The organism is Pseudomonas sp. JAI120, from assembly GCF_014207255.1.
In the GTDB taxonomy this organism is placed as follows: Bacteria; Pseudomonadota; Gammaproteobacteria; order Pseudomonadales; family Pseudomonadaceae; genus Aquipseudomonas.
On the sequence record NZ_JACHCZ010000002.1, the window covers coordinates 707,898 to 734,047 of the forward strand.

General features: G+C 61.4%; 24 protein-coding genes. 11 read left to right on the forward strand and 13 right to left on the reverse strand.

Translation table 11 applies throughout. From position 1 onward, the window contains the following. Positions 1–85: 85 nt before the first annotated feature. The 4 genes from lepB to lptF all read right to left on the reverse strand — a co-directional run bounded on the left by lepB (position 86) and on the right by lptF (position 5,087). Positions 86–940, reverse strand: coding sequence for a signal peptidase I (gene lepB, locus HDC32_RS15070; RefSeq protein WP_131698295.1), 855 nt, complete (start codon positions 938–940; stop codon positions 86–88). 5 nt (positions 941–945) lie between these two features. After that, the gene (gene lepA / locus HDC32_RS15075) at positions 946–2,745 is read right to left on the reverse strand and encodes a translation elongation factor 4 (RefSeq protein ID WP_027604664.1); all 1,800 of its coding nucleotides are present in this window, start codon (positions 2,743–2,745) and stop codon (positions 946–948) included. A gap of 151 nt (positions 2,746–2,896) precedes the next feature. After that, positions 2,897–3,976, reverse strand: a complete 1,080-nt coding sequence (gene lptG / locus HDC32_RS15080) for an LPS export ABC transporter permease LptG (protein ID WP_145335212.1) — start codon at positions 3,974–3,976, stop codon at positions 2,897–2,899. After that, positions 3,969–5,087 carry an LPS export ABC transporter permease LptF gene (lptF, locus tag HDC32_RS15085; protein WP_184744560.1) on the reverse strand — a complete coding sequence of 373 codons (1,119 nt, stop codon included), beginning with the start codon at positions 5,085–5,087 and terminating at the stop codon, positions 3,969–3,971. Before lptF ends, lptG begins: the two co-directional genes overlap by 8 nt. Before the next feature lie 284 nt (positions 5,088–5,371). On the opposite strand from lptF, the gene HDC32_RS15090 reads away from it, so the two are divergent. The 5 genes from HDC32_RS15090 to rlmF all read left to right on the forward strand — a co-directional run bounded on the left by HDC32_RS15090 (position 5,372) and on the right by rlmF (position 12,085). Beyond that, positions 5,372–6,862: a leucyl aminopeptidase gene (locus HDC32_RS15090; RefSeq protein ID WP_184744562.1), complete on the forward strand. Its 1,491-nt coding sequence runs from the start codon at positions 5,372–5,374 to the stop codon at positions 6,860–6,862. Between the two features lie 167 nt (positions 6,863–7,029). Next, positions 7,030–7,458: a DNA polymerase III subunit chi gene (locus HDC32_RS15095; protein ID WP_184744564.1), complete on the forward strand. Its 429-nt coding sequence runs from the start codon at positions 7,030–7,032 to the stop codon at positions 7,456–7,458. A gap of 4 nt (positions 7,459–7,462) precedes the next feature. Next, positions 7,463–7,858 carry a DNA polymerase III subunit chi gene (locus tag HDC32_RS15100; RefSeq protein WP_184744566.1) on the forward strand — a complete coding sequence of 132 codons (396 nt, stop codon included), beginning with the start codon at positions 7,463–7,465 and terminating at the stop codon, positions 7,856–7,858. Positions 7,859–8,008: 150 nt separating this feature from the next. Beyond that, positions 8,009–10,855, forward strand: coding sequence for a valine--tRNA ligase (locus HDC32_RS15105; RefSeq protein ID WP_145335218.1), 2,847 nt, complete (start codon positions 8,009–8,011; stop codon positions 10,853–10,855). 213 nt (positions 10,856–11,068) lie between these two features. After that, positions 11,069–12,085 carry a 23S rRNA (adenine(1618)-N(6))-methyltransferase RlmF gene (gene rlmF / locus HDC32_RS15110; RefSeq protein ID WP_145335220.1) on the forward strand — a complete coding sequence of 339 codons (1,017 nt, stop codon included), beginning with the start codon at positions 11,069–11,071 and terminating at the stop codon, positions 12,083–12,085. Between the two features lie 67 nt (positions 12,086–12,152). Here rlmF and HDC32_RS15115 read toward each other — a convergent pair whose 3' ends face one another. Beyond that, a complete protein-coding gene (locus HDC32_RS15115) occupies positions 12,153–12,434 on the reverse strand; it encodes an HU family DNA-binding protein (RefSeq protein ID WP_003188840.1) in 282 nt (93 codons plus the stop codon). 395 nt (positions 12,435–12,829) lie between these two features. Between HDC32_RS15115 and yejK the strand changes: the two genes are divergently transcribed. Further along, complete coding sequence (yejK, locus tag HDC32_RS15120; RefSeq protein ID WP_131698303.1) at positions 12,830–13,834, forward strand: nucleoid-associated protein YejK; 1,005 nt, start codon at positions 12,830–12,832, stop codon at positions 13,832–13,834. Further along, on the forward strand, positions 13,834–14,184 hold the full coding sequence (locus HDC32_RS15125) for a glutaredoxin family protein (protein ID WP_131698304.1): 351 nt from the start codon (positions 13,834–13,836) through the stop codon (positions 14,182–14,184). The genes yejK and HDC32_RS15125 overlap by 1 nt, the downstream gene beginning before the upstream one ends. On the opposite strand, the gene HDC32_RS15130 is transcribed toward HDC32_RS15125, so the two are convergent. From HDC32_RS15130 to HDC32_RS15150, 5 genes are read right to left on the reverse strand one after another with little or no spacing between them, the layout of a single operon-like run. Then, complete coding sequence (locus HDC32_RS15130) at positions 14,185–15,162, reverse strand: FecR family protein (protein WP_145335222.1); 978 nt, start codon at positions 15,160–15,162, stop codon at positions 14,185–14,187. After that, the gene (locus HDC32_RS15135) at positions 15,159–15,737 is read right to left on the reverse strand and encodes an RNA polymerase sigma factor (protein WP_131698306.1); all 579 of its coding nucleotides are present in this window, start codon (positions 15,735–15,737) and stop codon (positions 15,159–15,161) included. The genes HDC32_RS15130 and HDC32_RS15135 overlap by 4 nt, the downstream gene beginning before the upstream one ends. Positions 15,738–15,746: 9 nt before the next feature. Continuing rightward, positions 15,747–16,073, reverse strand: coding sequence for a DUF3325 domain-containing protein (locus HDC32_RS15140; RefSeq protein WP_184744568.1), 327 nt, complete (start codon positions 16,071–16,073; stop codon positions 15,747–15,749). Beyond that, positions 16,074–17,648, reverse strand: coding sequence for a PepSY domain-containing protein (locus HDC32_RS15145; protein WP_131698308.1), 1,575 nt, complete (start codon positions 17,646–17,648; stop codon positions 16,074–16,076). After that, positions 17,645–17,947 (reverse strand): DUF3649 domain-containing protein, encoded by a 303-nt coding sequence (locus tag HDC32_RS15150; protein ID WP_184744571.1) that lies wholly within the window; start codon positions 17,945–17,947, stop codon positions 17,645–17,647. The genes HDC32_RS15145 and HDC32_RS15150 overlap by 4 nt, the downstream gene beginning before the upstream one ends. Positions 17,948–18,130: 183 nt before the next feature. On the opposite strand from HDC32_RS15150, the gene HDC32_RS15155 reads away from it, so the two are divergent. The 3 genes from HDC32_RS15155 (at position 18,131) to fecA (ending at position 21,987) form a co-directional block, all read left to right on the forward strand. Further along, complete coding sequence (locus HDC32_RS15155) at positions 18,131–18,619, forward strand: sigma-70 family RNA polymerase sigma factor (RefSeq protein ID WP_131698310.1); 489 nt, start codon at positions 18,131–18,133, stop codon at positions 18,617–18,619. Then, positions 18,616–19,557 carry a FecR domain-containing protein gene (locus tag HDC32_RS15160; RefSeq protein ID WP_184744573.1) on the forward strand — a complete coding sequence of 314 codons (942 nt, stop codon included), beginning with the start codon at positions 18,616–18,618 and terminating at the stop codon, positions 19,555–19,557. Before HDC32_RS15155 ends, HDC32_RS15160 begins: the two co-directional genes overlap by 4 nt. A gap of 90 nt (positions 19,558–19,647) precedes the next feature. After that, complete coding sequence (fecA, locus tag HDC32_RS15165) at positions 19,648–21,987, forward strand: TonB-dependent Fe(3+) dicitrate receptor FecA (RefSeq protein ID WP_184744575.1); 2,340 nt, start codon at positions 19,648–19,650, stop codon at positions 21,985–21,987. Here the strand turns inward: fecA and HDC32_RS15170 are convergent. Further along, entirely contained in the window at positions 21,984–22,856 is an 873-nt protein-coding gene (locus HDC32_RS15170) for a LysR family transcriptional regulator (protein ID WP_184744577.1), read from the reverse strand. The genes fecA and HDC32_RS15170 overlap by 4 nt on opposite strands. Before the next feature lie 104 nt (positions 22,857–22,960). Here HDC32_RS15170 and HDC32_RS15175 point away from each other — a divergent pair, with 104 nt between their 5' ends. Then, positions 22,961–24,472 carry an MFS transporter gene (locus tag HDC32_RS15175; RefSeq protein WP_184744579.1) on the forward strand — a complete coding sequence of 504 codons (1,512 nt, stop codon included), beginning with the start codon at positions 22,961–22,963 and terminating at the stop codon, positions 24,470–24,472. A 49-nt stretch (positions 24,473–24,521) separates the two neighbouring features. Here HDC32_RS15175 and HDC32_RS15180 read toward each other — a convergent pair whose 3' ends face one another. After that, complete coding sequence (locus HDC32_RS15180) at positions 24,522–24,932, reverse strand: HPF/RaiA family ribosome-associated protein (RefSeq protein ID WP_131698315.1); 411 nt, start codon at positions 24,930–24,932, stop codon at positions 24,522–24,524. A gap of 213 nt (positions 24,933–25,145) precedes the next feature. After that, positions 25,146–26,093 (reverse strand): LysR substrate-binding domain-containing protein, encoded by a 948-nt coding sequence (locus HDC32_RS15185; RefSeq protein ID WP_131698316.1) that lies wholly within the window; start codon positions 26,091–26,093, stop codon positions 25,146–25,148. Between the last annotated feature and the right edge of the window lie 57 nt (positions 26,094–26,150).

A 26,150-nucleotide genomic window follows, 5' to 3' on the forward strand; every position in this document is an offset into this window, starting at 1 on the left:
CAAATCCTGGTTGGTATTGCACGGGGACGGAAAATGTCCAAGCCCCAGAAAAGCATTCGGCGCTGTGTTCACAGCGCCGCTTGTATTACTTGATCAGCCCGACCCGCGAGAAGTTCGGCAGGTGGCTGAGCTTGGGTTCCGGCCAGCTCATCCAGACCGCAAAGGCCTTGCCGACGATATTCTGGTCGGGAACCATGCCCAGCAGATCCTTGGGAATGCTGGGGTCATCCCAATAGCGACTGTCATTGGAGTTGTCGCGGTTGTCGCCCATCATGAAATAGTGCCCGGCCGGCACTTTCCACTCGCCATCAGGCATGGCGCGGTAGCGGCTCATTTCCTTGCGGATTTCGTGCTCTACCGCCCCGAGTTTTTCCTGGTACAGCTCGGCACTGCCCAGGCTGTTCGGTTCGGAACCGATCAACTTCTCGGCCACTGACTCGCCATTGATCAACAGACGCTTCTCGCTGGTGTAGCGAATCACGTCGCCCGGCAGGCCCACCACACGCTTGATGTAGTTGACGTTCGGGTCGCTTGGGTAGCGGAACACCATCACATCGCCGCGCTGCGGGTCACCGACTTCGATGACCTTCTTGTCGATCACCGGCAGGCGAATCCCGTAGGAGAACTTGTTCACCAGGATGAAGTCACCCACGTCCAGGGTAGGTTTCATCGAGCCCGACGGGATCTGAAACGGCTCCACCAGGAACGAACGCAGCACCAGCACGATGAACAACACCGGAAAGAACGACTTGCCGTATTCAACCAGCAAGGGCTCTTTGTTCAGCTTCTCGATCACCAGGCCATCGGGCTGGCTGACGCTGCCCTGATAGGACGCGATAGCCGCCCGCCGACGCGGGGCGAAGAACACCAGATCGAGCAACGCCAGGAGACCGCAAACGGCAACGGCGATGACCAGCAACAGCGGGAAATTTAGCGACATAGGACCTAACTATCCAACCTGAGCACCGCAAGGAAGGCTTCTTGTGGAATTTCCACGTTGCCCACTTGCTTCATGCGTTTTTTACCGGCCTTTTGCTTCTCAAGCAGCTTGCGCTTACGGCTGACGTCGCCACCGTAGCATTTGGCCAGTACGTTCTTTCTGAGAGCCTTGACGGAGGTTCGCGCAATGATCTGCCCGCCAATGGCGGCCTGGATCGCGACGTCGAACATCTGGCGCGGAATCAGTTCTTTCATCTTTTCAGTCAGCTGGCGACCTTTGTAGTGCGCGTTGTCCTTGTGCACGATCAGTGCCAGGGCATCGACCTTGTCGCCGTTGATCAACACATCCAGTTTCACCAGATTAGCCGATTGGTAACGGTCGAAATGGTAATCCAGCGAAGCATAGCCGCGACTGGTGGATTTGAGACGGTCAAAGAAGTCCAGGACCACTTCGTTCATCGGCAAATCGTAGGTCACTTGCACCTGGGTACCGAGGAACAGCATGTCGTGCTGCACGCCACGCTTTTCGATACACAGGGTAATGACGTTGCCCAGGTGTTCCTGCGGCACAAGAATATTGGCCCGCACGATCGGTTCGCGCATGTCTTCGATGGAAGACAGGTCTGGGAGCTTGGACGGGTTGTCGACGTAAATCGTTTCACCGTTTTTGAGCAACAGCTCGAAAATAACCGTCGGAGCCGTGGTAATCAGGTCCAGGTCGTACTCGCGCTCCAGGCGCTCCTGGATGATTTCCATGTGCAGCATGCCGAGGAAGCCGCAGCGGAAGCCGAAGCCCAGGGCGTCGGAGCTTTCCGGGGTGTACTGCAACGACGAGTCGTTGAGGGTCAGCTTTTGCAGGGCTTCGCGGAAGTCTTCGAAGTCGTCGGAACTGACCGGGAACAGGCCGGCGTAGACCTGCGGCTGGATGCGTTTGAAGCCCGGCAGCACGTCGACGTCAGGGGTGGAGCTCAAGGTCAGGGTGTCACCCACCGGTGCACCGTGAATGTCCTTGATACCGGCGATAATGAAGCCTACTTCGCCGGCTTTCAGATCAGTGGTCGCGGTGTGCTTGGGGTTGAATACACCGACGCTGTCCACCAGGTGGATCTTGCCGGTGGACTTGACCAGGATCTTGTCGCCCTTCTTCACACGGCCGTGACGCACGCGTACCAGGGAGACAACCCCCAGGTAGTTGTCGAACCAGGAGTCGATGATCAACGCTTGCAGCGGATCTTCGTAGTTGCCGGTGGGGGCTGGAATGGTCTTGACCAGGCGCTCGAGCACTTCGTCGACGCCCAGGCCGGTCTTGGCGCTGCACTCGACGGCGTCGGTGGCGTCAATGCCGATGATTTTTTCGATTTCTTCCTTTACCCGGTCCGGATCGGCCTGTGGCAGGTCGATCTTGTTCAGTACCGGCATGACTTCCAGGCCTTGCTCGATGGCGGTGTAGCAGTTGGCCACGGACTGGGCTTCAACGCCCTGGCCCGCGTCCACCACCAGCAGCGCACCTTCGCAGGCCGCCAGGGAGCGGCTGACTTCGTAGGTGAAGTCAACGTGGCCCGGGGTGTCAATGAAGTTCAATTGGTACTTGATACCGTCTTTGGCGGTGTAGTACAGGGTAACGCTGTGGGCCTTGATGGTGATCCCGCGCTCGCGTTCGAGGTCCATGGAGTCCAGCACCTGGGCTTCCATTTCACGCTCGGCAAGGCCGCCGCACATCTGGATGAATCGATCGGCCAGCGTCGACTTACCATGGTCAATGTGGGCGATGATGGAGAAATTGCGGATATGACTCAAATCACTCACGGATCAACACTCAAAAAGGCTGCAGGCAGATTGCCCGCTGAAAAATAGCCGGGAATTGTACCTGATGCTCAGGCCAGGCGTCATCTTTGCTGACCAGAACAAAAATGCCCCACTCATTCGAGTGGGGCATTTTTTATGCATCACTGCGGTATCAGCCGGCCCGGCGCAGCAGCCAGAACCCAGCCAGGGCGCAGATGGTCGTCGGCACCAGCACCGCAAACAGTGGCGAGAACCCGAACACCAGGCTCGACGGGCCGAGCAGGTCCTGGGCGATGCGGAAGGTGAAACCCACCAGCACCCCGGTAAACACGCGCTGGCCGAGGGTTACGGAGCGCAACGGACCGAAGATGAACGAGATCGCCATCAATACCAGTGCCGCGGTCACCACCGGTTGTAACACCTTGACCCAAAATGCCAGCCAGTAACGACCGTTATTCAAGCCTTGGTCCTTCAGGTAGTGGATATAACCCCACAGCCCGGAGATCGGCAGGCTTTCGGGGATCATCACCACCGTATTGAGCAGTTCCGGCTTGAGGGCGATGTCCCACTCTTCACTTGGTACGTTGATCACTTCGGTGCTGGCCTTGGTGCCTTGGCCGACATTGCGGAAGTAAGTCGTGGTGATGTCGGTCAATTGCCACTTTTCGTCGCTGTACTGCGCGCGTTTGGCGAAGCTGGACGACAGCATGTGACGTTCCTTATCGAACGTGTAGCGCGTCACACCGATCAGCAGTCCGCCCGGTTGTACGGCGTTGATGTGGATGAACTCATCACCCTGACGGTGCCACAGGCCATGTTTGGCGCTCTGTGCATCGCCCGAGCCCTGGGCCAGGGCGCGATTGGCCTGGGCGGTGGTTTCGGCCGGCGGCGCTACGTATTCACCGATCAGCACGCTGCACAGCATCAGCAGCAACATTGGCTTCATGACCGCCCAGACGATACGACCGATGGACACCCCGGCGGCGCGCATGATGGTCAGTTCGCTGTTGCTGGCCAGGCTGCCCAGGCCGATCAGGCAGCCGATCAGCGCGGCCATCGGCATCATGTCGTAGAGACGACGCGGCGCGGTAAGTGCAACGTAGCTGAGTACGTCCCACACGGTGTAGGTGTCGCTGACGTTGCCGACTTCATCGATGAAAGCGAACAACGAGGCCAGGCCCAGGATGATGCCCAGTACCGCCAGGATGGCGATCAGGACGCTGCTACCTATGTAGCGATCGAGCTTAGCCACGAGCCAACTCCTTCTGGCCACGACGGCTCATCATTTTCAAACGAATAGGCTCCCAATAAAGCAGCCCCAGGCCGATCAGCAGGAACATTCCGTGTACCCACCACAGGCCCAGGGTCGGCGACAGCTTGCCTTTCTCCAGGGAGCCACGGACGGAAATCAGGATAGTGAGGTAAGCCATATACAGCAGGATCGCCGGCAACAGCTTGAGGAAACGGCCCTGGCGCGGGTTGACGCGCGACAGCGGCACGGCCATGAGGGTCACGATAAACACCAGCAGCGGCAGGGAAATCCGCCATTGCAGCTCGGCAATGGAGCGCAGTTCCTTGCTGCCGAGCAGGTCCTTCGTGGGGATGGCGTCGCGATCGGTGACTTCGTCGCTGATGTCCGGGCGGGCCAGCATCACACCATAGGTGTCGTACTTGATCGCGCGATAGTCGGCCATGCCTGGACTGCCATCGTATCGATAGCCATTTTCCAGAATCAGGTAGCGGCTACCGTCAGGGCGCACTTCCTGGCGACCCGAATCAGCCACCAGCACGGAAATGCCACGGTCTTTCTTGTCTTGGCCAAAACGCTTCTCGGAGATGAACACGCCGCCCAGGTTGGCGCGGTCGTCGGTCAGGGTTTCCGTGTAAGTCACCCGTGAGCCGTCATTGAGCGCCTGGAAACGGCCCGGCTCGAGGGTGTCGAACTCGGTCATCGCGTCCTGTTTGTTCAGCACCAGCTGGAACTGCATGGCGCCCTGGGGAGCCAGGCTCAGGCTCAACCAGGCCACGATCAGCGCAACGCCGGCCGCCGGAATCATGGTCATGCCCAGCAGACGCTGCTGGCTCATGCCGGTGGCCGAGAGCACGGTCATTTCACTTTCAAGGTACAAGCGGCCGTAGGCCAGCAGGATCCCAAGGAACAGGCCCAGCGGCAGGATCAGTTGCAAGAACCCCGGCAGGCGAAAGCCCATGATCAGGAACAGCGAGCCTGGGTCCAGGGCGCCGGAGGCAGCCTGGGCCAGGTATTTGACGAAACGACCACTCATGATGATGACCAGCAGAACCGCACTCACGGCACTCAGGGTCAACAGGACTTCGCGGGACAGATAACGGAAGACGATCAAACCAGACACTCCAGGGTTGTCAGGCTAAGGCGGCCAAACAAGCAAGCATACCGAGTCAGCCCGTTTACACCGGGCCGGCTAAAAAGATGGCGCATTATCCTGTGATTGACCGCGCCTGTCACTGCGCAACCTCACGCGCACCTACAAAGCGTACGCCAAGGGTTGTCAGGCTCCGTCGGCGAGGTTCAAACTGCGGCCTTTGTCGCTGGCGGTTTACACGGCTGCCAAGCTTTAAAGCCTGCGTACAGACGCAAGGCTCTCAGACCTTTATAAGGGACCCGAAAATGGAATTGGTTGTAAAAAGCGTTAGCCCCGAAACGTTGAAAACCGCCACCCTCGTGGTCGCCATCGGCGAAGGCCGCAAGCTCGGCGTGGCCGCCAAGCAACTCGACGAACTCAGCGGCGGCGCCATCAGCGCGGTCCTCAAGCGCGGCGACCTGGCCGGTAAAGTCGGCCAGAGCCTGCTGCTGCAAAGCCTGCCTAACCTGAAAGCCGAACGCGTATTGCTGGTGGGCGTGGGCAAGGACGCTGAACTGGGCGACCGCCCGTTCCGCAAGATCATCAGCGGTATCCTCAACACCCTCAAGGGCCTGGGCGGCAGCGATGCAGCGCTGGCACTCGATGAAATCGTTGTAAAAGGCCGTGACAGCTACGGCAAGGCCCGCCTGCTGGCCGAAACCCTGGTGGACGGCGGCTACCTCTTCGACCAGTTCAAGAGCCAGAAAGCCGAACCCCGCGCCCTGAAGAAAATCACCCTGCTGACCATCAAGGCCGCCCAGGCTGAAGTCGAGCGCGCCGTGACCCACGCCCAGGCCATCGCCAATGGCATGTCGTTCACCCGCGATTTGGGCAACCTGCCGCCGAACATCTGCCACCCAACCTACCTGGGCGAACAAGCCAAGGCATTGGGTAAAGAGTTCAAGGGCCTGAAAGTCGAAGTGCTGGACGAGAAGAAGATCAAGGAACTGGGCATGGGCTCGTTCTATGCCGTGGGCCAGGGCAGCGACCAGCCGCCACGCCTGATCGTGATGCAATACAACGGCGGCAAGAAGTCCGAGAAACCTTACGCCCTCGTCGGTAAAGGCATCACCTTCGACACCGGCGGCATCAGCCTCAAGCCGGGCCTGGGCATGGACGAGATGAAGTACGACATGGGCGGCGCCGCCAGCGTGTTCGGTACCCTGCGTGCCGTGCTGGAGCTGAAGCTGCCGATCAACCTGGTGTGCATCCTGGCCTGCGCCGAGAACATGCCGAGCGGCGGCGCTGCCCGTCCGGGCGACATCGTCACCACCCTCAGTGGCCAGACCGTGGAAATCCTCAACACCGACGCCGAAGGCCGCCTGGTGCTGTGCGATGCCCTGACCTACGCCGAGCGCTTCAAGCCGCAAGCCGTGATCGACATCGCCACCCTGACCGGCGCCTGCATCGTTGCCCTGGGTTCCCACACCTCGGGCCTGCTGGGCAATAACGACGAGTTGATCGAGCAACTGCTCAGCGCAGGCAAGGCCGCCGACGACCGCGCCTGGCAACTGCCGCTGTTCGATGAGTACCAGGAACAGCTGGACAGCCCGTTCGCCGACATCGCCAACATCGGTGGCCCGAAAGCCGGCACCATCACCGCAGCGTGCTTCCTGTCGCGCTTTGCCAAGAACTTCAACTGGGCGCACCTGGACATCGCCGGCACTGCCTGGACCAGCGGCGGCAAGGACAAAGGTGCCACCGGCCGTCCGGTGCCACTGCTGACCCAATACCTGCTGGACCGCGCCAAAGCCTAAACACCTGCCCGGCTGCCTGCCGCGGTCAACTGTAGGAGCGAGCTTGCTCGCGAAGAGCGTCAACGATAACGCGTTCATCCTGGATGAGCGCATTGTTCTCAGGTTCTTCGCGAGCAAGCTCGCTCCTACATTATGACGGCGGCAGGCGCGGCAGCCCAGGAACCGCTATGCCCCAAGTCGACTTCTATATATTGCCCAGCGCCGATCCACTCGCGCGCCTGGACTTTGCCTGCAAACTCACCGAAAAAGCCTGGCGCATGGGCCACCGCATCTACCTGCATTGCAGCGATGCCACCCAACGCGATGAACTCGACGCCCGCCTGTGGCGCTTCAAGGGCGAAAGCTTCGTGCCCCACGGCCCCGCAGAATCCGAACCCGAAGGCCAGGTTGTCCTGGGTTTGGGCGACAGTTGCGGCGATCACCATGACCTGCTGGTTAACCTGGACCTGAAAGTACCGCCGTTTGCCAAGGCCTTCGCCCGTGTGGCGGAAGTGGTGGTGGAGGATCCGGCTATTCGTCAGGCCGCGCGGGAGAGTTTCCGTTTCTACCGCGAACAGGGCTATCCTTTGCAAGATCACCGGCTACAACGACTTTGAGTACATGATGGACACTTCCAACCCGACAAAAAAAGATGACCACCTGCTGGACGACCTCGAGTCGATCCGTCAGTTGCTGGGTGATGATGACTTGCAACCGCCGCTGCTGACCGAACAGGCCGATGGCGAGGTACAGATTCCGCTGTTGTTCGACATGGTCGGTAGCAAGCAGGCTGCACCGGAGCCGGTCGTCGAAGCCCCCGTCGTCGTGGACACTGGCCCTGCGCCCGCTGAAAAGGGCCCCGACGCCCTGCTGCTGCACCTGGACAACGAACTGCGTGCCGCTGCGCAATTGATCATGCAAGACGTGATCGACGACTTTGCCCCCCATATCGAAACCGAGATCAAGCGCCGGATGGATGCGCGGATGGAGCGGCTGCTCAGCCAGTACCAGTCTTAAACCGTCCATCAGATCCCCTGTGGGAGGGGGCTGGTCCCTCCCTCATTTGATTGCCTGCACCTTAAGCCCGCCTTCGCCTCGCCCTGCGCTCTATCCCCCGTTATACTTGCCGGCTTTCCTGAATAAATGCCAACTAGGGTCCCGCCGCGCATGGATAAGACCTACCAGCCGCACGCTATTGAAACTTCCTGGTACAACACCTGGGAGTCCGAGAACTATTTCGCTCCGCAAGGCGCGGGCGAGTCCTACACCATCATGATTCCGCCACCGAACGTCACTGGCAGCCTGCACATGGGCCATGGCTTCAACAACGCGATCATGGATGCCCTGATTCGCTTCCGCCGCATGCAGGGCCGCAACACCCTGTGGCAACCGGGTACCGACCACGCCGGTATCGCCACCCAGATGCTGGTGGAGCGCCAACTCGAAGCCTCCGGCCAAAACCGTCACGACCTGGGTCGCGAGAAATTCCTGGAAAAAATCTGGGAATGGAAAGACCAGTCCGGCGGCAACATCAGCCGTCAGATCCGTCGCCTCGGTTCGTCCGTCGATTGGAGCCGTGAGCGCTTCACCATGGACGACGGCCTGTCGGAGTCGGTGAAAGAAGCCTTCGTGCGCCTGCATGAAGACGGCCTGATCTACCGTGGCAAGCGCCTGGTCAACTGGGACACCAAGTTGCACACGGCGATTTCCGACCTTGAAGTGGAAAACCACGACGAGAAAGGTTTCCTGTGGAACCTCAAGTACCCGCTGGCCGACGGCGCCAAGACCGCTGAAGGCAACGACTACCTGATCGTCGCGACCACCCGTCCGGAAACCATGCTCGGCGACGCCGCCGTAGCGGTTAACCCGAACGACGAGCGCTACCAGGCACTGATCGGCAAGTTCGTCGAGCTGCCGTTGGTAGGCCGCCGCATCCCGATCATCGCGGACGACTACTGCGACCCTGAATTCGGCACCGGCTGCGTGAAAATCACCCCGGCCCACGATTTCAACGACTACGAAGTCGGCAAGCGCCACAACCTGCCGCTGCTCAACATCTTCGACAAGAACGCCGCCGTATTGCCGGCCTGCCAGGTGTTCAACCTGGACGGTACGCTGAACGACAGCATCGACGGCAAGATCCCGGCCGAATACGCCGGCCTTGACCGTTTCGAAGCGCGTAAGCAGATCGTTGCTGCCTTCGACGCCGCCGGCCTGCTGGTCAGCGTTGACGACCACGGCCTGAAAGTGCCGAAGGGCGACCGTTCCGGCACCATCATCGAGCCGTGGCTGACCGACCAATGGTACGTGTCCACCAAGCCGCTGGCCGAGCCGGCAATCGCGGCTGTGGAAGACGGCCGTATCCAGTTCGTGCCTAAACAGTACGAAAACATGTACTTCTCGTGGATGCGTGACATCCAGGATTGGTGCATCAGCCGTCAGCTGTGGTGGGGCCATCGCATTCCGGCCTGGTACGACGAGTCGGGCAAGGTCTATGTCGGCCGCGACGAAGCCGAAGTACGCGCCAAGAACAATCTGGGTCCGGACGTCGCGCTGCAGCAGGACAACGACGTACTCGACACCTGGTTCAGCTCGGGCCTGTGGACGTTCTCCACCCTGGGTTGGCCGCAACAGACCGAGTTCCTGAAAAAATTCCACTCCACCGACGTGCTGGTCACCGGCTTCGACATCATTTTCTTCTGGGTTGCCCGGATGATCATGCTCACCATGCACTTGGTGAAGAATGAAGACGGCACCCCGCAGGTACCGTTCAAGACCGTGTACGTGCACGGCCTGGTGCGTGATGGCCAAGGCCAGAAGATGTCCAAGTCCAAGGGCAACGTCCTGGACCCGCTGGACATCATCGACGGCATCGACCTGGAAACCCTGGTGCAGAAACGCACCTCGGGCCTGATGCAGCCGAAACTGGCGAAGAAGATCGAGAAGCAGACCCGCGACGAATTCGCCGACGGCATTGCCAGCTATGGCACCGACGCGCTGCGCTTCACCTTCTGCTCGCTGGCGTCCACCGGTCGCGACATCAAGTTCGACATGGGCCGCGTCGAAGGCTATCGCAACTTCTGCAACAAGATCTGGAACGCCGCGCGCTACGTGCTGGATAAAGGCGAAGACTGCGGCCAGAACGGCGAAGCCGTTGAACTGAGCCTGGCCGATCGCTGGATCATCTCGCAGTTGCAGCGCACCGAAGCCGAAGTGACCCGCCAACTCGACCAGTTCCGTTTCGACCTGGCCGCACAAGCCTTGTACGAGTTCATCTGGAACCAGTATTGCGACTGGTACCTGGAACTGTCCAAGCCCGTGCTGTGGGACGAAAACGCGCCGATCGAACGCCAGCGCGGTACCCGTCGCACCCTGGTGCGCGTGCTCGAAGTGGCGCTGCGCCTGGCGCATCCGTTCATGCCGTTCATCACCGAAGAAATCTGGCAGCGCCTGGCGCCGCTGGCCGGTATCGAAGGCAAGACCATCATGCTGCAACCTTGGCCGGTGGCCAACGAAGCACGCATCGATGAGGCGGCCGAAAGCGATATCGAATGGCTCAAGACCCTGATGCTCGGCACGCGCAACATCCGCGCCGAAATGAACATCGGCCCGGGCAAGCCTCTGGCGGTGTTCGTGAAGAACGCCAGCGCCGAAGACCAGCGTCGTCTGACCGAGAACGATGCGCTGCTCAAGAAGCTGGCGAAGCTGGAATCGATCACCGTACTGGCTGAGGGCGTCGAAGCGCCACTGTCGGCGACCGCATTGGTCGGCGACATGGAAGTGCTGGTGCCGATGGCCGGCTTGATCGACAAGGGCGCGGAACTGGCCCGTCTCGACAAGGAAATCCTGCGCCTGCAAGGTGAAGTGGCGCGGGTGGGCGGCAAGCTGTCCAACGCGGCATTCGTCGACAAGGCACCGGCTGAAGTGATCGACAAAGAACGCGCCAAGCTGGCCGAGGCCGAACAGGCCCTGGGCAAACTGGCCGAGCAACATGCGCGGATTTCCAGCCTGTAAGGGGCAATCCGTGTGAAAAAAGAGACCTTCGGGTCTCTTTTTTTGTGCTTGCGGCCAATGTGGGAGGGGGCTTGCTCCCGATAGCGGTGTATCAGTCCCAGCATTTTTGACTGCCACACCGCTATCGGGAGCAAGCCCCCTCCCACATTTGACCGAGTTATCCTCGGGAATGTGTGACAATGGCCGCCACTTTGAGCCAACACCAGAATCATCATGACCGCCCCCACTACGCCCAAACCTCCACGCAAGAAGCCTAAAACCGCAGCCACGGCCAAATCCGTCGCGCCGCGCAAAGAGGCTACCCTGCACCCACGCAACCGCCACACAGGCCGTTACGACTTCCAGGCGCTGATCAAGACCACGCCGGAACTGGCGCAATTCGTGATCATCAACCCCTATGGCAAAGAGAGCATCGACTTCGCCAGCCCGGACGCGGTGCGGGTGTTCAACCGGGCGCTGCTCAAGTCGTTCTATGGCATCCAGCATTGGGATATCCCGCAGGATTACCTGTGCCCGCCGGTGCCGGGACGTGCCGACTATGTGCACTTCCTCGCCGACCTGCTGGCCAGTGTCAACGATGGCAAGATCCCGCGTGGTTCAATCGTCAAGGTGCTGGACATCGGCATGGGCGCCAACTGCGTCTACCCGCTGATTGGCTATATGGAGTATCGCTGGAACTTCCTCGGCTCGGAGGTCGATCCTATCGCCGTGGCCGCCGCCAAGGCCATCGTGCAATCCAACGACCTGAGCAAGGTCATCCAGTTGCGCCAGCAGGAAAACCCCAAGCACATCCTGCTGGGCCTGCTGGAGCCGGGTGAGCGTTTTGACCTGACCATGTGCAACCCGCCGTTCCATGCGTCCATGGACGAAGCCACCAAGGGCAGCGAGCGCAAGTGGCGCGCCTTGGGCAGGGCCGATCCCAAGCGCAAATTGCCGGTGCTGAACTTCGGTGGTCAATCGGCCGAGTTGTGGTGTGAAGGCGGTGAAGCACGCTTCGTGACGCAGTTGATCGCCGAGAGCGCGCACTTTGCCCACAAGGTGTTGTGGTTCAGCACCCTGGTGTCAAAAGCGTCAAACTTGCCCGCGATCGAGACCGCCCTGAAAAAAGCCGGCGTGCTGGAAAGCCAGGTGGTGGAAATGTCCCAGGGCCAGAAGCAGAGCCGTTTCGTGGCCTGGACTTTCCAGACCAAGAACGAGCAGCAGATCTGGCGCCAGCGCTGGGTGCGATAGAGACAAATCGCAGGCAACAAAAAACCGTGCCCGGATCGCTCCGAAGCACGGTTTTTTTTGCTGCGTCTTACTTGTTAACAGCGTCGGTCAGGCCTTTGGCCACAACCAGCTTGATAACTTTCTTGGCAGCGATTTCGATGGCAGCGCCAGTCGAAGGGTTACGGCCAGTACGGGCAGGACGCTCGGTCACTTTCAGTTTGCCAACGCCTGGCAGAGTGATTTCGCCGCCGTTTTCCAGCTGATCAGCAACAACTTGGCTCAGTTGGTCCAGCAGAGCGCGCACGGTGGTTTTCGGTGCGTCTACTGCTTCAGCCAGGTCAGCGATCAGTTGGTCTTTAGTAATAGCCATTGTGGTGTTCCTTCCCTATCAAATTCATATGGATTGCAGAGTGCAGTGTCAGCCGTCGAGCCCGACCTTCACGGCCTGGCACCCCCGGCTATAACCACGGAGATCGGGGTTATAGATGCTTGAAACGGGGATTGGTTCGACCTGACAGATGCTGAATGCACGCTTATCGCCGAGACTTGGCGTAAGACGGGGCAAAACTAGCACAGAGACGGGGAAATATCCGCCTCTACCTACCCATTTGGTCAGCTTTATCGCTCTAAACCGTGAAAAAAAGGCATATGCCCCGTCGGAAGGCACCCAAAACGCCTTCGAAGCACGTCTTGGCCAATGGGTGCGGTACACTGGGCGACTTTTCGGGGAGGCCAACCGCTCCCCTTCAACCAGCCGAGAAGCCTATGCCGATCCGTCATTGCATCGTCCACCTGATCGACAAAAAACCCGACGGCACACCTGCAGTTCTCCACGCCCGCGACTCCGAGCTTGCCGAGTCGGCCGCCATCGAGAACATGCTTGCCGACCTCAACGAGAGCTACAACGCCAAACAAGGCAAGGCCTGGGGTTTCTTCCACGCCGAATCCGGCGCGCACCCGTTCAGCGGCTGGTTGAAGGACTATTTCGAGGGTGGCCAGGATTTCACCACGTTCAGCCGCACCGCCGTCGAGCACCTGCAGAAGCTGATGGAAGAGTCCAACCTCTCCACCGGCGGCCACGTGCTGTTTGCCCACTACCAGCAAGGCATGACCGACTACCTGGCCATCGCCTTGCTGCACCACAGCGAAGGCGTGGCAGTGACCGATGAGCTGGACGTGACCCCGTCCCGTCACCTGGACCTGGGCCAACTGCACCTGGCAGCGCGTATCAACGTGTCCGAGTGGCAGAACAACAAGCAATCCAAGCAGTACATCTCGTTTATCAAAGGCAAGAACGGCAAGAAGGTCTCGGAGTACTTCCGCGACTTCATCGGCTGCCAGGAAGGCGTCGACGGCCCGGGCGAGACGCGCACCCTGCTCAAGGCCTTCAGCGACTTCGTCGAAAGCGAAGATTTGCCGGACGAATCCGCCCGCGAAAAAACCAAGACCCTGGTCGATTACGCCAGCAGCCAGGCCAAGCTCGGCGAACCCATGGGCCTTGAAGAATTGTCGGGGTTGATCGATGAAGATCGGCCCAAGGCGTTCTACGACCATATCCGCAACAAGGACTACGGCCTGTCGCCGGAAATCCCGGCCGATAAACGCACCCTCAACCAGTTCCGCCGCTTCACCGGCCGCGCAGAGGGCTTGTCGATCAGTTTTGAAGCGCACTTGCTGGGCGACAAGATCGAGTACGACGAAGCCGCCGGTACCCTGATCATCAAGGGCCTGCCGACCCAACTGACCGACCAGCTCAAGCGCCGTAACTGATGCTCGGCGGGGTCCTCAAGAAAGTCCTGCTGGTGTTGCTGGTGGTGGTGGTTATCCAGAACTGGGGCAAGATCGAGCGGCTGTTCAACCCCTCCCAGGTGGTGCCGGAGCAGACGCGAGCCTCGGCGCGGGTGGCGCTGTACGCCACCGAGTGGTGTGGCTACTGCAAGCAGATCCGCCGCTTCCTCGACCAGAAGGGCATTCCGTACCAGGCCTTCGATATCGAGAAGGACGCCCAGGCGCGCAAGGCGTATGAGGCGCTGGGCGGTGGCGGGATTCCGTTTGTGGATGTGAATGGCACGCTGATTCGCGACTACAACCCTGACGCGATCATGGCCGCGCTGAAGTAATCAGCGCACAACGATCACCCGCCCCAACAGACTGTGCTGCTCGAACCCCAACACCGCTTGCAAGGCGTTGAGCACCGCCTGCGGGTCCTTGCTAGGGAAGCTGCCGCTGACGCGCCTGGCACCCATCGCTTCGTTGAGCAGCAGGATGCGGCCAGGGTAGTAACGCGACAGGTCCTTGACCACGTCGGCCAGCGGCGCCTTGTAGTAGTTGAGCCAGCCATCCCGCCAAGCCAGGCGAGATTCGCTGTCGACCGCGTGCAGGGGATCGGCGCTGCCATCGGCGTAGGCCACTTGCTGGCCCGCCGTCAGAATGTGCTGCTGGCCCTGTTTCGACGCGGTCACGCCGACCCGCCCCGACAACACCGTCACCTCGGCCCCTGCCGGTTGCAGGCGCACTTCGAACTGCGTACCCAGCACCCGCGCTTCGCCGCTGCCCGCCTCGACCACAAAGGACTCGCCGGTGTGGGTGACGTTGAAAAACCCTGCACCGCGACGCAATTGGATATGCCGCTCACCGTGGCTGAAGTCCACGGCAATTGCACTGTCCGCATCCAGCGTGACCTGGGACTGATCGGCCAGGGTGAAGGTCTTCACTTCACCCGGTGCGGTCACGTAATCGGCGCCGAAGTCATCGATCCAACGCGAAGGCTGCCAACCGGCGCCCATGGACACCATCAACACCAGGCACGCCGCCACGGCCAAAGCGCCGGACCAGCGCACCACCCGCGAGCGCTTCGGTGTGTTCATCGCATTGAGGTAGCCCTGCAATGCCAGCGCGTCCTCATCCGCCAGTTGGCGTGCCGCCACTTCGCTCAACTCCCAGAGCACCTGGGCCTGGGCATACGCTTCGACGTGCGCAGGATCAGCCCTCAGCCAGCGGCTGAAAGTGGCCTGGTCGCCACTGCTGGGCTGGTCGTGCAACAGGCTCAGCCAGGCCAGCGCGGCTTGTTCCTGGTCAGGCGTGGGGGTCAGATTCACGGTGCTTTCCCTGGCGTGCGCGATGGCGATGGTTCGCGAAGGCTGGCTTTGCAGGCTTCAAGGGCACGCATCATATGTTTTTCCACGGCGCTTTGGGACAGGCCCATGGCCTTGGCGATTTGCGCGTACTTACGCCCGTGAATGCGGTTGAGCAGGAAGATCTGCCGGGTGCGCTCCGGCAGGCTGCGCAGGGCGGCTTCGACATGCCGCAGGTCGTTGCCCGCCTCGAGCGCCGCCTGGGGTTCGGAACCCTGGTTATCCTGCTGCTCCGGCAGCCAGCCTTCACTGCTGCGTACCCGCGCGCCTTCGCTGCGCAGGTGGTCGATGGCGATATTGCCGGCGCAACGCAGCAGGTAGGTGCTGAGTTCTTCGACCTGCACCAATGGCCGACGCCAAAAGCGCAGGAACAGGTCCTGCACCAGGTCGGCCGCCGTGGCGCGGCACCCTACACGTCGGCTCACCAACGCTTCCATCTGCGAACGCTGGGACAAGAACACTTGCAGAAAATGCGCGCGCCCACCCGCCGCGTCAGTCTGCGGGCTGTCCTGGGAATCGGGTGGCGTGCTGATCATCATGGCAGGGGCTCAGAAAACAGCGAAGGCCGCAACGGGGCTGGCCAGCAGGCCGACGCCTGCCAGGATCAAGGCCAGCCTTGGCCGATACGGCAACAACAGCACCAGCAACAGGGCGCTGAGCATCAACACCGCGCACCACTCCACCAGGCCCTGGCCCCAACCGGCACTAGCCACTGCGGGCCAGATCGCGACGGTCAGCAGCAGCCAACCGATGACGCGCAAAGCAAAACGCCGCCGAGGCGATGGCTTGCTGTGCAGCAGTTCGCCGTGGTGGCGGTCGGTGGACAGGCATAAGGCGGTGAACCCGGCGTAACACATCAGCAGCGCAAGGAGCATTCAGTTCGCCTCCTGCTTGAGGTGGAGCGGCCGCGCCCGCTCGGCCTTGGGCTGCGAGGCCTTGCGGTGTTGCATCTTCCAGGCCGCCCAGGCGAGGAACACGCCGCTGGCCAGGCAGGTCAGGTCGAAGCCGGCCATGGCCCAGTCGCCCGTTGCCAGTGACGTGCCCAGGTGCTGCGAGGTGGTCAGGGCATTGAGCAACGGGATTGCGACAAACAGCAGTGCTGCGAAGCTCAATTGTTCAACCCAACCCTGGCGGCCCCGGCGCAGGATCGCATGCAGCAGGCTCAGGCCCCAGGCGATAAAGAAGGCCTGCACTTCCCAATCGGAGCGCTCGGCGAAGCTCACCGGCAATAAACGGTTGGCCCAGAAGAACGCTGCAATGGCGATCAACAACCCGGACATGCTGGCGATGTTCAGCACTTCCACCAGCCGCAGTTCAAACGGCATCACCGCGGATTTTGCATGCTTGAGTTGACGCTTGCCGAGCCAGATCACCAGCCCCGTACCGATCATCGCCGTGCCCGCCAGGCCGCAGATAAAGTACAACCAGCGCAGCACCGGGCCGGCGAAATGGCCCATGTGCAGGCCATAGAAGCTGCCGCCGATCGCCGCCGGCAGCGATTGTTCGCCACTGACCCGCAGCAGCTCGCCGGTGTTGCCGTTGAACGACACGGTACTGCCGAAATCATGCACCACGCGGTCGGAGCCGGCACGGAACACGTTGACCGAGGCGTTTACATCACTCGGGTTGTTCACCGCCAGCCGCCCGACATGTCCACCCGCCCACTGCGCCCTCGCCTGCTCGTACATCGGCACCAATGACAGCAATTGGCCTGGCTGACCCAGCGCCGGTGCGTTGTTGGTGGCGGGGAACACGTCATTGAAGAAGGCCCGAGTGTCGTTGCCATAGGAGGCCACGATCGGCGCCGGCATCACCATGCTCATGAAAATCACCAGGCTGCTGTAGGTGATCATCAAGTGAAACGGCAGCACCAGCACACCCACCGCGTTATGCCCGTCGAGCCAGGAGCGCTGGCCCTTGCGGGGGCGGAAGGTGAAGAAGTCCTTGAAGATTTTCTTGTGGGTGATGATGCCGGTGATCAACGCCACGAACATCACCATCGCTGCAATGGTCGACAGCCAGCGGCCCCAGGGATACGGCATTTGCAGCTGGAAGTGGAAGCGGTAGAAGAAATCCCCGCCCATGCTTTCCCGGGCCTCTACGGCTTGCCCGCTCACGGGATCGAGGGTTTTCTGAATGAAATTGCCGCGTTTGCCGGGGTCGACTTTGTCTTGCCACATTACTGACAGGCCAGGGTCGCGGCTATCCGGCAGGGTGATGAACCAGCGTGCGGCCGTGGGTGCGACCTTCTGCAGGTAGTCCTGGGCGACACTCAGACTGCGCGCGTCATCCAGGGGATGGGCCTGTACCTCGGGTTGCATCCAGTGAGTGATCTCATCCTTGAAATAGGCCAGGGTGCCCGTCAGGAAAATCGCAAACAGCAGCCAGCCAAAGATCAGCCCGGCCCAGGTGTGCAACCAGGCCATGGCCTGGCGAAAGCCCTCTTTCATGTGCGTGCCATCCAAAAGCCTACGCCCGCCAGGGTCGCAAACGCCGCACTCGGCAGCATCACGCCACACCAGGCGCGCCATGCCGTACGACAGGCAAAGCACCACAGCACCGCCAACAGGTAGAACACAAACGAACTCATCATCCCGGTGATCACCGCATCGGCGCGGGAGGTCGGCATCCACAGCGCCAGGCAGATGCTGGCCAGGGACGCCATCAAGTAACCGCCGACCACAGCGGCGAGCACCCGCGATGTGACAGCGAGGCGGTAGGAGGCGGGCAGTGAGGTTTTGCTTTTCATGCGGGAGGCGCCAGGTTCATCAGCGCGCAATATTAATGATAAATATTCTCATAAGCAAAACAGAACGGATGAAACACCTGCCTTCACGCATTGCCGAACGGTTTCCGGCCCCCTACAATGCGAACAATTCTTGTTCTCTAAAGCATGCCGATGTTTGCCGGCCTGTAAAAAAGGGAGATCGCGTTGCAGCCGTCCAACACTGTCGAAGTGCTTTACAACGACCATCACCACTGGCTCACCGGCTGGTTGCGACGCAAGCTCGGCTGCCCGGAAAGCGCTGCGGACCTGGCGCAGGACACCTTCATCCGGGTCCTGACCGCACGGGAAGCGCCGACGCTGATCGAGCCCCGCGCCTTCCTCACCACGGTCGCCAAGCGCGTGCTGTTCAACTTCTACCGCCGCCAGGACCTGGAGCGCGCCTACCTCGACGCATTGGCGCAGATGCCTGAACAGGTAGCGCCATCGGAAGAAGAACGCGCGATCATCCTGCAAACCCTGGTCGAGCTGGACCAATTGCTTGACGGCTTGCCCACCCTGGTCAAACGCGCGTTCCTGCTGGCCCAACTCGACGGGCTGACGTATGCGCAGATCGGCGCCGAACTGGGCATCTCCATCGCCACCGTCAAACGCCACCTGCAGAAAGCCGCCCTGCGCTGCTACTTCGCCCTATGAATGTCTCGACCCAGGTTGCCGAACAGGCCGTGCACTGGCTGATGGAAATGCAGCAAGGCGCGCTCACCCCACGCCAGCAAGCGGCCTGGCAGCAATGGCTGAATGCCCACAGCGAACACCAGCGCGCCTGGGACCATATCCAGCGCGTCAACCAACGCCTGCGCGGCATGCCCTCGCCCCTCGCCCACGCGGCGTTGAACGCACCTAAGTCCAGCAGCCGGCGCCAGGCCCTGAAGTTGTTGCTGATCCTCGGCGCTGGTTCGGCCGCCGCCTGGAGCCTGCGCCAGCAACATATCCTGCCGCCGCTGAGCGCCGACTACCGCAGCCCGGTCGGGCAACGGCGCAAGGTGCAATTGGCCGACGGCAGCCAGTTGCAGCTCAATACCGGCAGCGCCGTGGATGTGCATTTCGACGGCCGGCAACGGCTGATCCGTCTGCTCGAAGGCGAGATCCTGCTCACCGGCATTGCCGACAACGCGCCGCTGCAGGTGCTGACCGGCCAGGGCCTGCTCAGCAGCCAGGCGGCGCGCCTGAATGTGCGCCAGTTCAACGACCACACCCAACTGGCGGTCTTCGACGGCCGCGTCGACGTGATGCCCAACAGCTACAGCGGCCTGCCACTGACGGTCGAAGCGGCGCGCCAAGTCAATTTCACCCGCAAGGGCTGGGACACCCCGCGCCCTACCGACGCCAACAGCGGCGCCTGGGCAGACGGCATGCTGGTGGCCGCGCATATGCGCCTGGAAGATTTCCTCGCCGAACTGGGCCGCTATCGCCGGGGCCAGGTCAATTGCGACCCGCAAGTCGCCAACCTGCTGCTGTCCGGCAGCTACCCGCTGGACGACAGCGAACGCATTCTCGACCTGCTGGAAGTCAGCCTGCCGGTAAAAGTGCGGCGCTTTACCCGCTATTGGGTGACCGTCCAAGCCCGTGCGTAAATTATTTTCAGCCACCGTGAGCCGTTTTCCGCACCTCGCGTGACAGAGAAGGAAAGCCACCTTGATCCTTCCTTCTCAGGACCGCCCTTCATGCCCCAGCAACCCACCCTCCTCGCCCGCACCTTGCGCCAACTGCTACTGGGCGCCAGCCTCAGCTTCACCGTACTGCCTGGCGTGATGGCGGCCGATGCCAAGCCGTATCACATCGCGCCAAGCTCGCTGGAAGCAGCCCTGAACCAGTTTGGCCGCGAAGCCGGCGTGTTGATTTCCTTCGGTTCCGAGGTCACCGCGGGCATGCAGAGTCGTGGTTTGTCCGGCAACTACAGCGCTGCCGAGGGCCTGCAAAAGTTGCTGGAAGGCACCGGCCTGCAAGCCCGCGCCGAGGGCGACAATGCCTACAGCCTGCAACCGGCAACAGCGCCGGCGACTGTCGAGTTGGCGACCTCTAGCGTGGTCGGCGACTGGCTCGGCGATGCGGCACAAACCAATATATTCGAACACCCCGGCGCCCGTGACGTGATCCGCCGCGAAGAGTTCGAACGCCAGGGCGCTACCCAGGCCAAGGACGTGCTCAATCGCATCCCCGGCGTCAACGCCCCGGACAATAACGGCACCGGCAGCCACGATATGGCGCTGAACTTCGGCATTCGCGGCCTCAACCCGCGCCTGGCATCGCGCTCAACGGTGCTGATGGACGGCATCCCGGTGCCCTTCGCGCCGTACGGCCAACCGCAGTTGTCCTTCGCGCCGATCAGCATGGGCAACATGGACGCCGTGGACGTGGTACGTGGCGGCGGCGCGGTGCGCTACGGCCCGCAGAACGTTGGCGGCGTGGTCAACTTCGTGACCCGTGCGATCCCGGATGCGCCTACCGTCAAAGGTGGCTTGCAGACCGAAACCAGCCCGTCTTCCAGCCATGACGGCTTCAAGACCACCGGCAACCTGCTGGCCGGCGGCACTGCCGAGAATGGCCTGGGCGGCGCGATTTTGTATTCCGGCACCCGTGGCGGCGACTGGCGCGAAAACAGCAACACGCGCATCGACGACCTGATCCTCAAAGGCAAATACCAGCTCGACGACGCCAACAGCTTCAACGCCATGGCGCAGTACTACGAAGGCCAGGCCGATATGCCTGGGGGCTTGAACGTCGCGGACTACAAGGCCGATCCGTATCAGTCCACCCGTCCCTACGACAAATTCTGGGGCCGCCGTACGATGTTCAACGTCGGCTATCGCTACGAGCAGGACCGCCGCGAATTCACCGTCAACAGCTTCTTCACCAAGACCCTGCGCAGTGGCTACCTGGACCAGGGCACCTTCCTGTCGCTGTCCCCGCGTGAATACTGGGTGCGCGGCGTGGAAACCCGTTTCGCCCAAGGCTTCGACCTCGGTCCGACCAGCCATGAAGTGGGCGTCGGCTACCGCTACATCAACGAAGCCGGCCACGAGTTGCGCTACCGCACGCCGATTTCCGCCAATAACCAGCAAATCCCCAGCACCGACAGCCGCAATGACCGCGACACCCGCGGCGGCACCGAAGCCAATGCGTTCTTCGTCGATGACCGGATTGATATCGGCAAATGGACCATCACCCCGGGCATCCGCTACGAGATGATCGAGTCCCAGCAGAGCAACAACCTGACCAACGTCAAATACAAAGGCGACTACAACACCGCGCTGCCGGCGTTGAACGTGCTCTATCACCTGACCGACGACTGGAACCTGTACGCCAACACCGAAGGTTCATTCGGCAGCGTGCAGTACAGCCAGATGCCCAACCGTGTGACCAGCGGTGAAGTGAAACCGGAAAAAGCCCGCACTTGGGAACTGGGTACCCGCTATGACGACGGCACCTTGCGCGCAGAGATCGGCGCGTTCCTGATCAACTTCGACAACCAGTATGAAAGCAACCAGACCAACGATTCGGTGATCGCCCGCGGCGAGACGCGCCACCAGGGTATTGAAACCAGCGTCAACTACGCCCTCGATGGTTTGAGCCCGGCGTTGGCCGGTTTCGATGTGTACGCCACCTACGCCTATGTCGACGCCACCATCCGAGAAGACGGCCCGAACAAAGGCAACCGCGTGCCCTTCTCGTCCAAGCACAAGGGCACCCTTGGCGTGGGTTACACCGAAGGGCGCTGGAAACTCAATGTGGACAGCAGCTATCAGAGCAGCCAGTTCGCCGACAACGCCAACACTCAGGCAGAAAGTGCTGACGGCGCCAACGGTCGAATCCCCGGCTACATGCTGTTCAGCAGCCGCGCGGCCTATGATTTCGGCCCGCAACTGTCGGATCTGAACGTGGCGGTCGGCGTGAAGAACATCTTCAACAAGCAGTACTTCACGCGCTCGTTCGACGATAACAACAAGGGCAAATACGTTGGTGAACCGCGTACGGTGTACGTGCAGACCTCCATCGCGTTCTAACTGCCCGCCAGGCAACTGGGGGTGGCCGCGACCAACGCATCGATTGCACAGCGTGTCTTGGCCGGCATATGCGTAGCCGTGGGCCAGATCACATGGATGGGCGCAGGTTGGTCGCGATAGTCGGGCAACACCGCGACCAACTGCCCACGCAGCACGTAATGCGCAATCAACCAACTCGGTAACCAGGCCAGGCCGACGCCCGCGATGGCGGCATCGGCCACGGCCTGGAGGTCGTCCATCATTAACGGCGAGGCCACGCGATTGCGCTGCGGGGTGGTACTGCGATAGGCGATGCCGCGGTGGTCGGCAAGGTCTTCAATGCATTCAATCGGCCCGACGCGCTGCAAGTACGCCGGTGACGCCGCCAGTCCCATGGCCTGCTCGCCCAGGCGACGAGCACTGAGGCGGTCGGTGTCGGGCAGCGGGCCGATTCGCACGGCGACGTCGAAGCCTTCCTGTGCCAGGTCCACCAGCCGATCGGCGAAGCTGATCTCGATCTCCAGTTCCGGATAACGCGCCATCAATCCCCACAATGCCGGGGCCGCGTAGTGGTGCCCGAACGCCAGTGGCAGGCTGGCCCGCAAACGTCCGCGTGGCTGTTGCCGGCCGCTTTCCAGCACTGACTCGGCAGCCTCGAGTTCCGCCAACGCCCGCAGGCAATGCTCGTAGTACGCCTGGCCGTCCTCGGTCAGACGCTGGCGGCGGGTGGAGCGCTGCAGCAGGCACGTGCCCAGGCGTGCCTCCAATCGCGCCAGGCCCTTGCCAACCGCAGAGCGTGTGAGGTTCAGCCGTTCGGCGGCCTCAGTCAGGTTGCCGCTTTCGACGATGTGCAGAAACAGCTCAACGCCATCAAAACGCGGTGTGGCCATGGCTCTATTGTCGCCCTTGATTCCCCTATGAACAGAAAACTTATCACGAATAACGAACCCTGTTCCCCTGAAAATACCCCGATACCCATCCACAGGAGAATCCCATGCCACCCGCTGCCACATTAACCGCCGCCAGCCGCCCGCGTACCGCCAGGGATGGGCTGGCCCTCACTGCCGTGTGCCTCGTCGCCCTGATGTTCGGCCTGGAGATTTCCAGCGTCCCGGTGATCCTGCCGACGCTCGAGCGAGAGTTGGGCACGGGCTTCCAGGACGCCCAATGGATCATGAACGCCTACACCCTCGCCTGCACCTGCGTGCTGATGGCAGCGGGCACATTGGCGGATCGCTTTGGTCGTCGCCGCATGCTGGTGTTGTGCCTGTGGGTGTTTGGCCTGGCCTCGCTGGCCTGTGGGCTGGCCGAGGATGCCTCGCTGTTGATCACCGCGCGGTTTGTCCAGGGCATCGGTGCCGGAGCGATGATGATTTGCCAGTTCGCCATCCTGTCGCACCTGTTCAGCGAACCGGTAGCGCGGGCACGGGCGTTTGCAATATGGGGGGTGATTGCCGGCGTGGGCCTGGGCTTCGGACCGATGATCGGCGCATTGATCCTGACGGTGACGGATTGGCGCTGGGTGTTCCTCGTGCACGTGCCGCTCACCCTGTTCACCCTGGTGCTGCTGCGCATCAGCGTGCAGGAGTCCCGTGACCCGGCCGCCCGTCGCCTAGACATCGCCGGCATGCTCACCTTGACCGTGTCGGTGTTTGCCCTGGTGTACTTCATCACCCAAGGCAGCGAGCACGGCTTCGGCACACCGGCCATGCTCGGTTGGGCGGCGTTGTCGGTGCTCGGCTTGCTGCTGTTCATCACGGTCGAGCTTCGCAGTGCGCACCCGATGTTCGACTTCTCGGTGTTCCGCATCCAGCGTTTCAACGGCGCGTTGATGGGTTCGATCGGCATGAACTTCAGCTTCTGGCCGTTCATGATCTACCTGCCGTTGTACTTTCAGGCGGGCCTGGGTTACGACACCTTGACCACCGGCGCCGCGTTGCTCGCCTACACCCTGCCGACCTTGCTGGTGCCGCCGCTGGCCGAGCGCCTGGCCCTGCGCTATGGCGCCGAACGCATCATCCCTCTCGGCCTGGGCCTGATGGGCGCGGGCTTTCTGATCATGGCCGCCGTCAACGGCGCCGAGCACCCACGTATCGAGCTGGTGCTGCTCAGTTGCGTGATCGCCGGCGTAGGCCTGGCGCTGACCAACTCGCCCACCACCAACACCACCACTGGTTCGGTGTCGGCGGACCGCGCGGGCATGGCCTCAGGCATCGACCTCAGTGCGCGGCTGATCACCCTGGCGCTCAACATTGCCCTGATGGGGTGGGTGCTGTTGCTGGGGATCAGCCATCAACTGGCCGAGGTGCTGCCCGCCACCACGGCAATGGATTGGCCGGTTATCAGTCAAAACATTGCCGCAGGAAAACTCGAGTCGATGGGGCTGACAGTCAACGACGCCCAGGCGGCACTGCGCCACGGCGCCGGTTGGGCGATGCTGTTTGCCGGGTTGGGTGCTGGCGGGTTGGCGCTGTTGAGCCGGTATTTTTTCCGACGCGGCCGCTAAACGAAAACGGGCCTGCAGATGCAGGCCCGTTTGCAGGGGGTGAGAAAAGTTAGCCGTTGATGACAGCGTTTTCGTTTTCCAGGAATTCCTGTTCCAGCGCGTCTTCGTTCACTTTGTTGATTGGCTGGTTTTTCGCGGCAGCGCGGGGCTTGCCTTGCAGTCTGCCAAACAGATGTTCCAACGCGTGATCGAGCTTGGTGGCCGCACTGTCAATCGCCTGTTCGAGGGTATCGCCCTTGGCGGACACCGAAAGCGCTTGATGGCCTTTAGGCCGCGCTTCCAGGCGGCAACTTAAATCGTGGGGACCGGGCTTGTCGCCGTTCTCATCCCGCAGGTAGACCTCCACTCGGGTCAGGTCTTCTTCATAACGTTCGAGCGTGCTCTCAATGGTAGTACGTACCCACTCCTCCAGTCGGATGCTGCTTTCAATATGGTTATCGCTATTGACTTGGATTTGCATAGTTCTTCCCTTATTTCAGCTAGCTCGCGGGAGGTCACAAACTGCAACACCGGGGTGGTGAAACCATGACCTCTTGATTACACAATTGAGCAGCCAGAGAAACATTTCAACCCCTTTGCAAAGATAAATCCTACATTACAAATTAACCCTGACGACAAGCAAAAACGCTGTTAGGGTGGGGAGTTAGTTACATCTTCTTACGCCCTGCGATCCTCACAATTGCCCCTCTCCCAGCGGGTGCAAGGCGCGAAAAATCCCTGCTTCCTCTACCAGCCAGTCATGCACCGCGCGCACGCCCGGATGGCTCAGCGCGCCCGGCGCATACAGCAGCACATAGCGTTTGTGGTTGGGCACCGCGAGGCCGAACGGCACGATCAAGGTGCCGCGTTCCAGCTCATCGTTCAGCAACGTCCGCCGCGCGATGGCGACGCCCATACCGGCAATCGCGGCCTCGATGGTCAGGTGGTTGCGGTTGAAGGTGTGGCCACGGCGTACGTCTGCGTCGTGGTAGCCGATGGCATTCAGATAGAACTCCCACTCCGCATACTCATAACTCCCACGCCAGGCGGTAATGTCGTGCAGCAGCGGGAAATGCACGAGGTCGGCTGGGCCGTGCAACGGCGGCCGCCCTCGCAACAGGCTCGGCGCGCACACCGGGAAAATCTGCTCATCCAACAGGGCTGTGGATAACAACCCGGGGTAGCTGCCGTCATTGAGGTCGATGGCCAGGTCGAAGTCACCTTCGTGCAGGGCGATGCTGCTGTCCTCGGCAACCATACGCAGTTGGATATCCGGGAAGCGCTGCTGCAAGCGCGGTAAACGCGGAGTCAGCCACTTGCCCAGGAACGACGGGATCGAGCGCAGGCGCAAGGTGCCGCTGATCATCCCCGCGTCCAGGCGCTGCAACTCGGCGTCGATGCTGCCATAAGCCTCCCCCACCGTTGCCGCCAGGCGCTGGCCCTCGGCACTCAGCTCCACCCCCCGCGCTCGTCGATGAAACAGCCGAAACCCAAGACGCTCCTCCAACTGGCGGATTTGTTGGCTCACCGCCCCCGGTGTGATGTGCAGTTCTTCGGCGCAGCGGGTGAACGACAAATGCCGTGCAGCGCAGGAAAACACGTGCAGCCAGACATAAGTCTGGCCATTGAGAGGGCGAGCCATAGGGTTTAGTCCTGCTAAAGGGTATCTTAGGATAATTCGTTGGTCAGTGCTGATCCA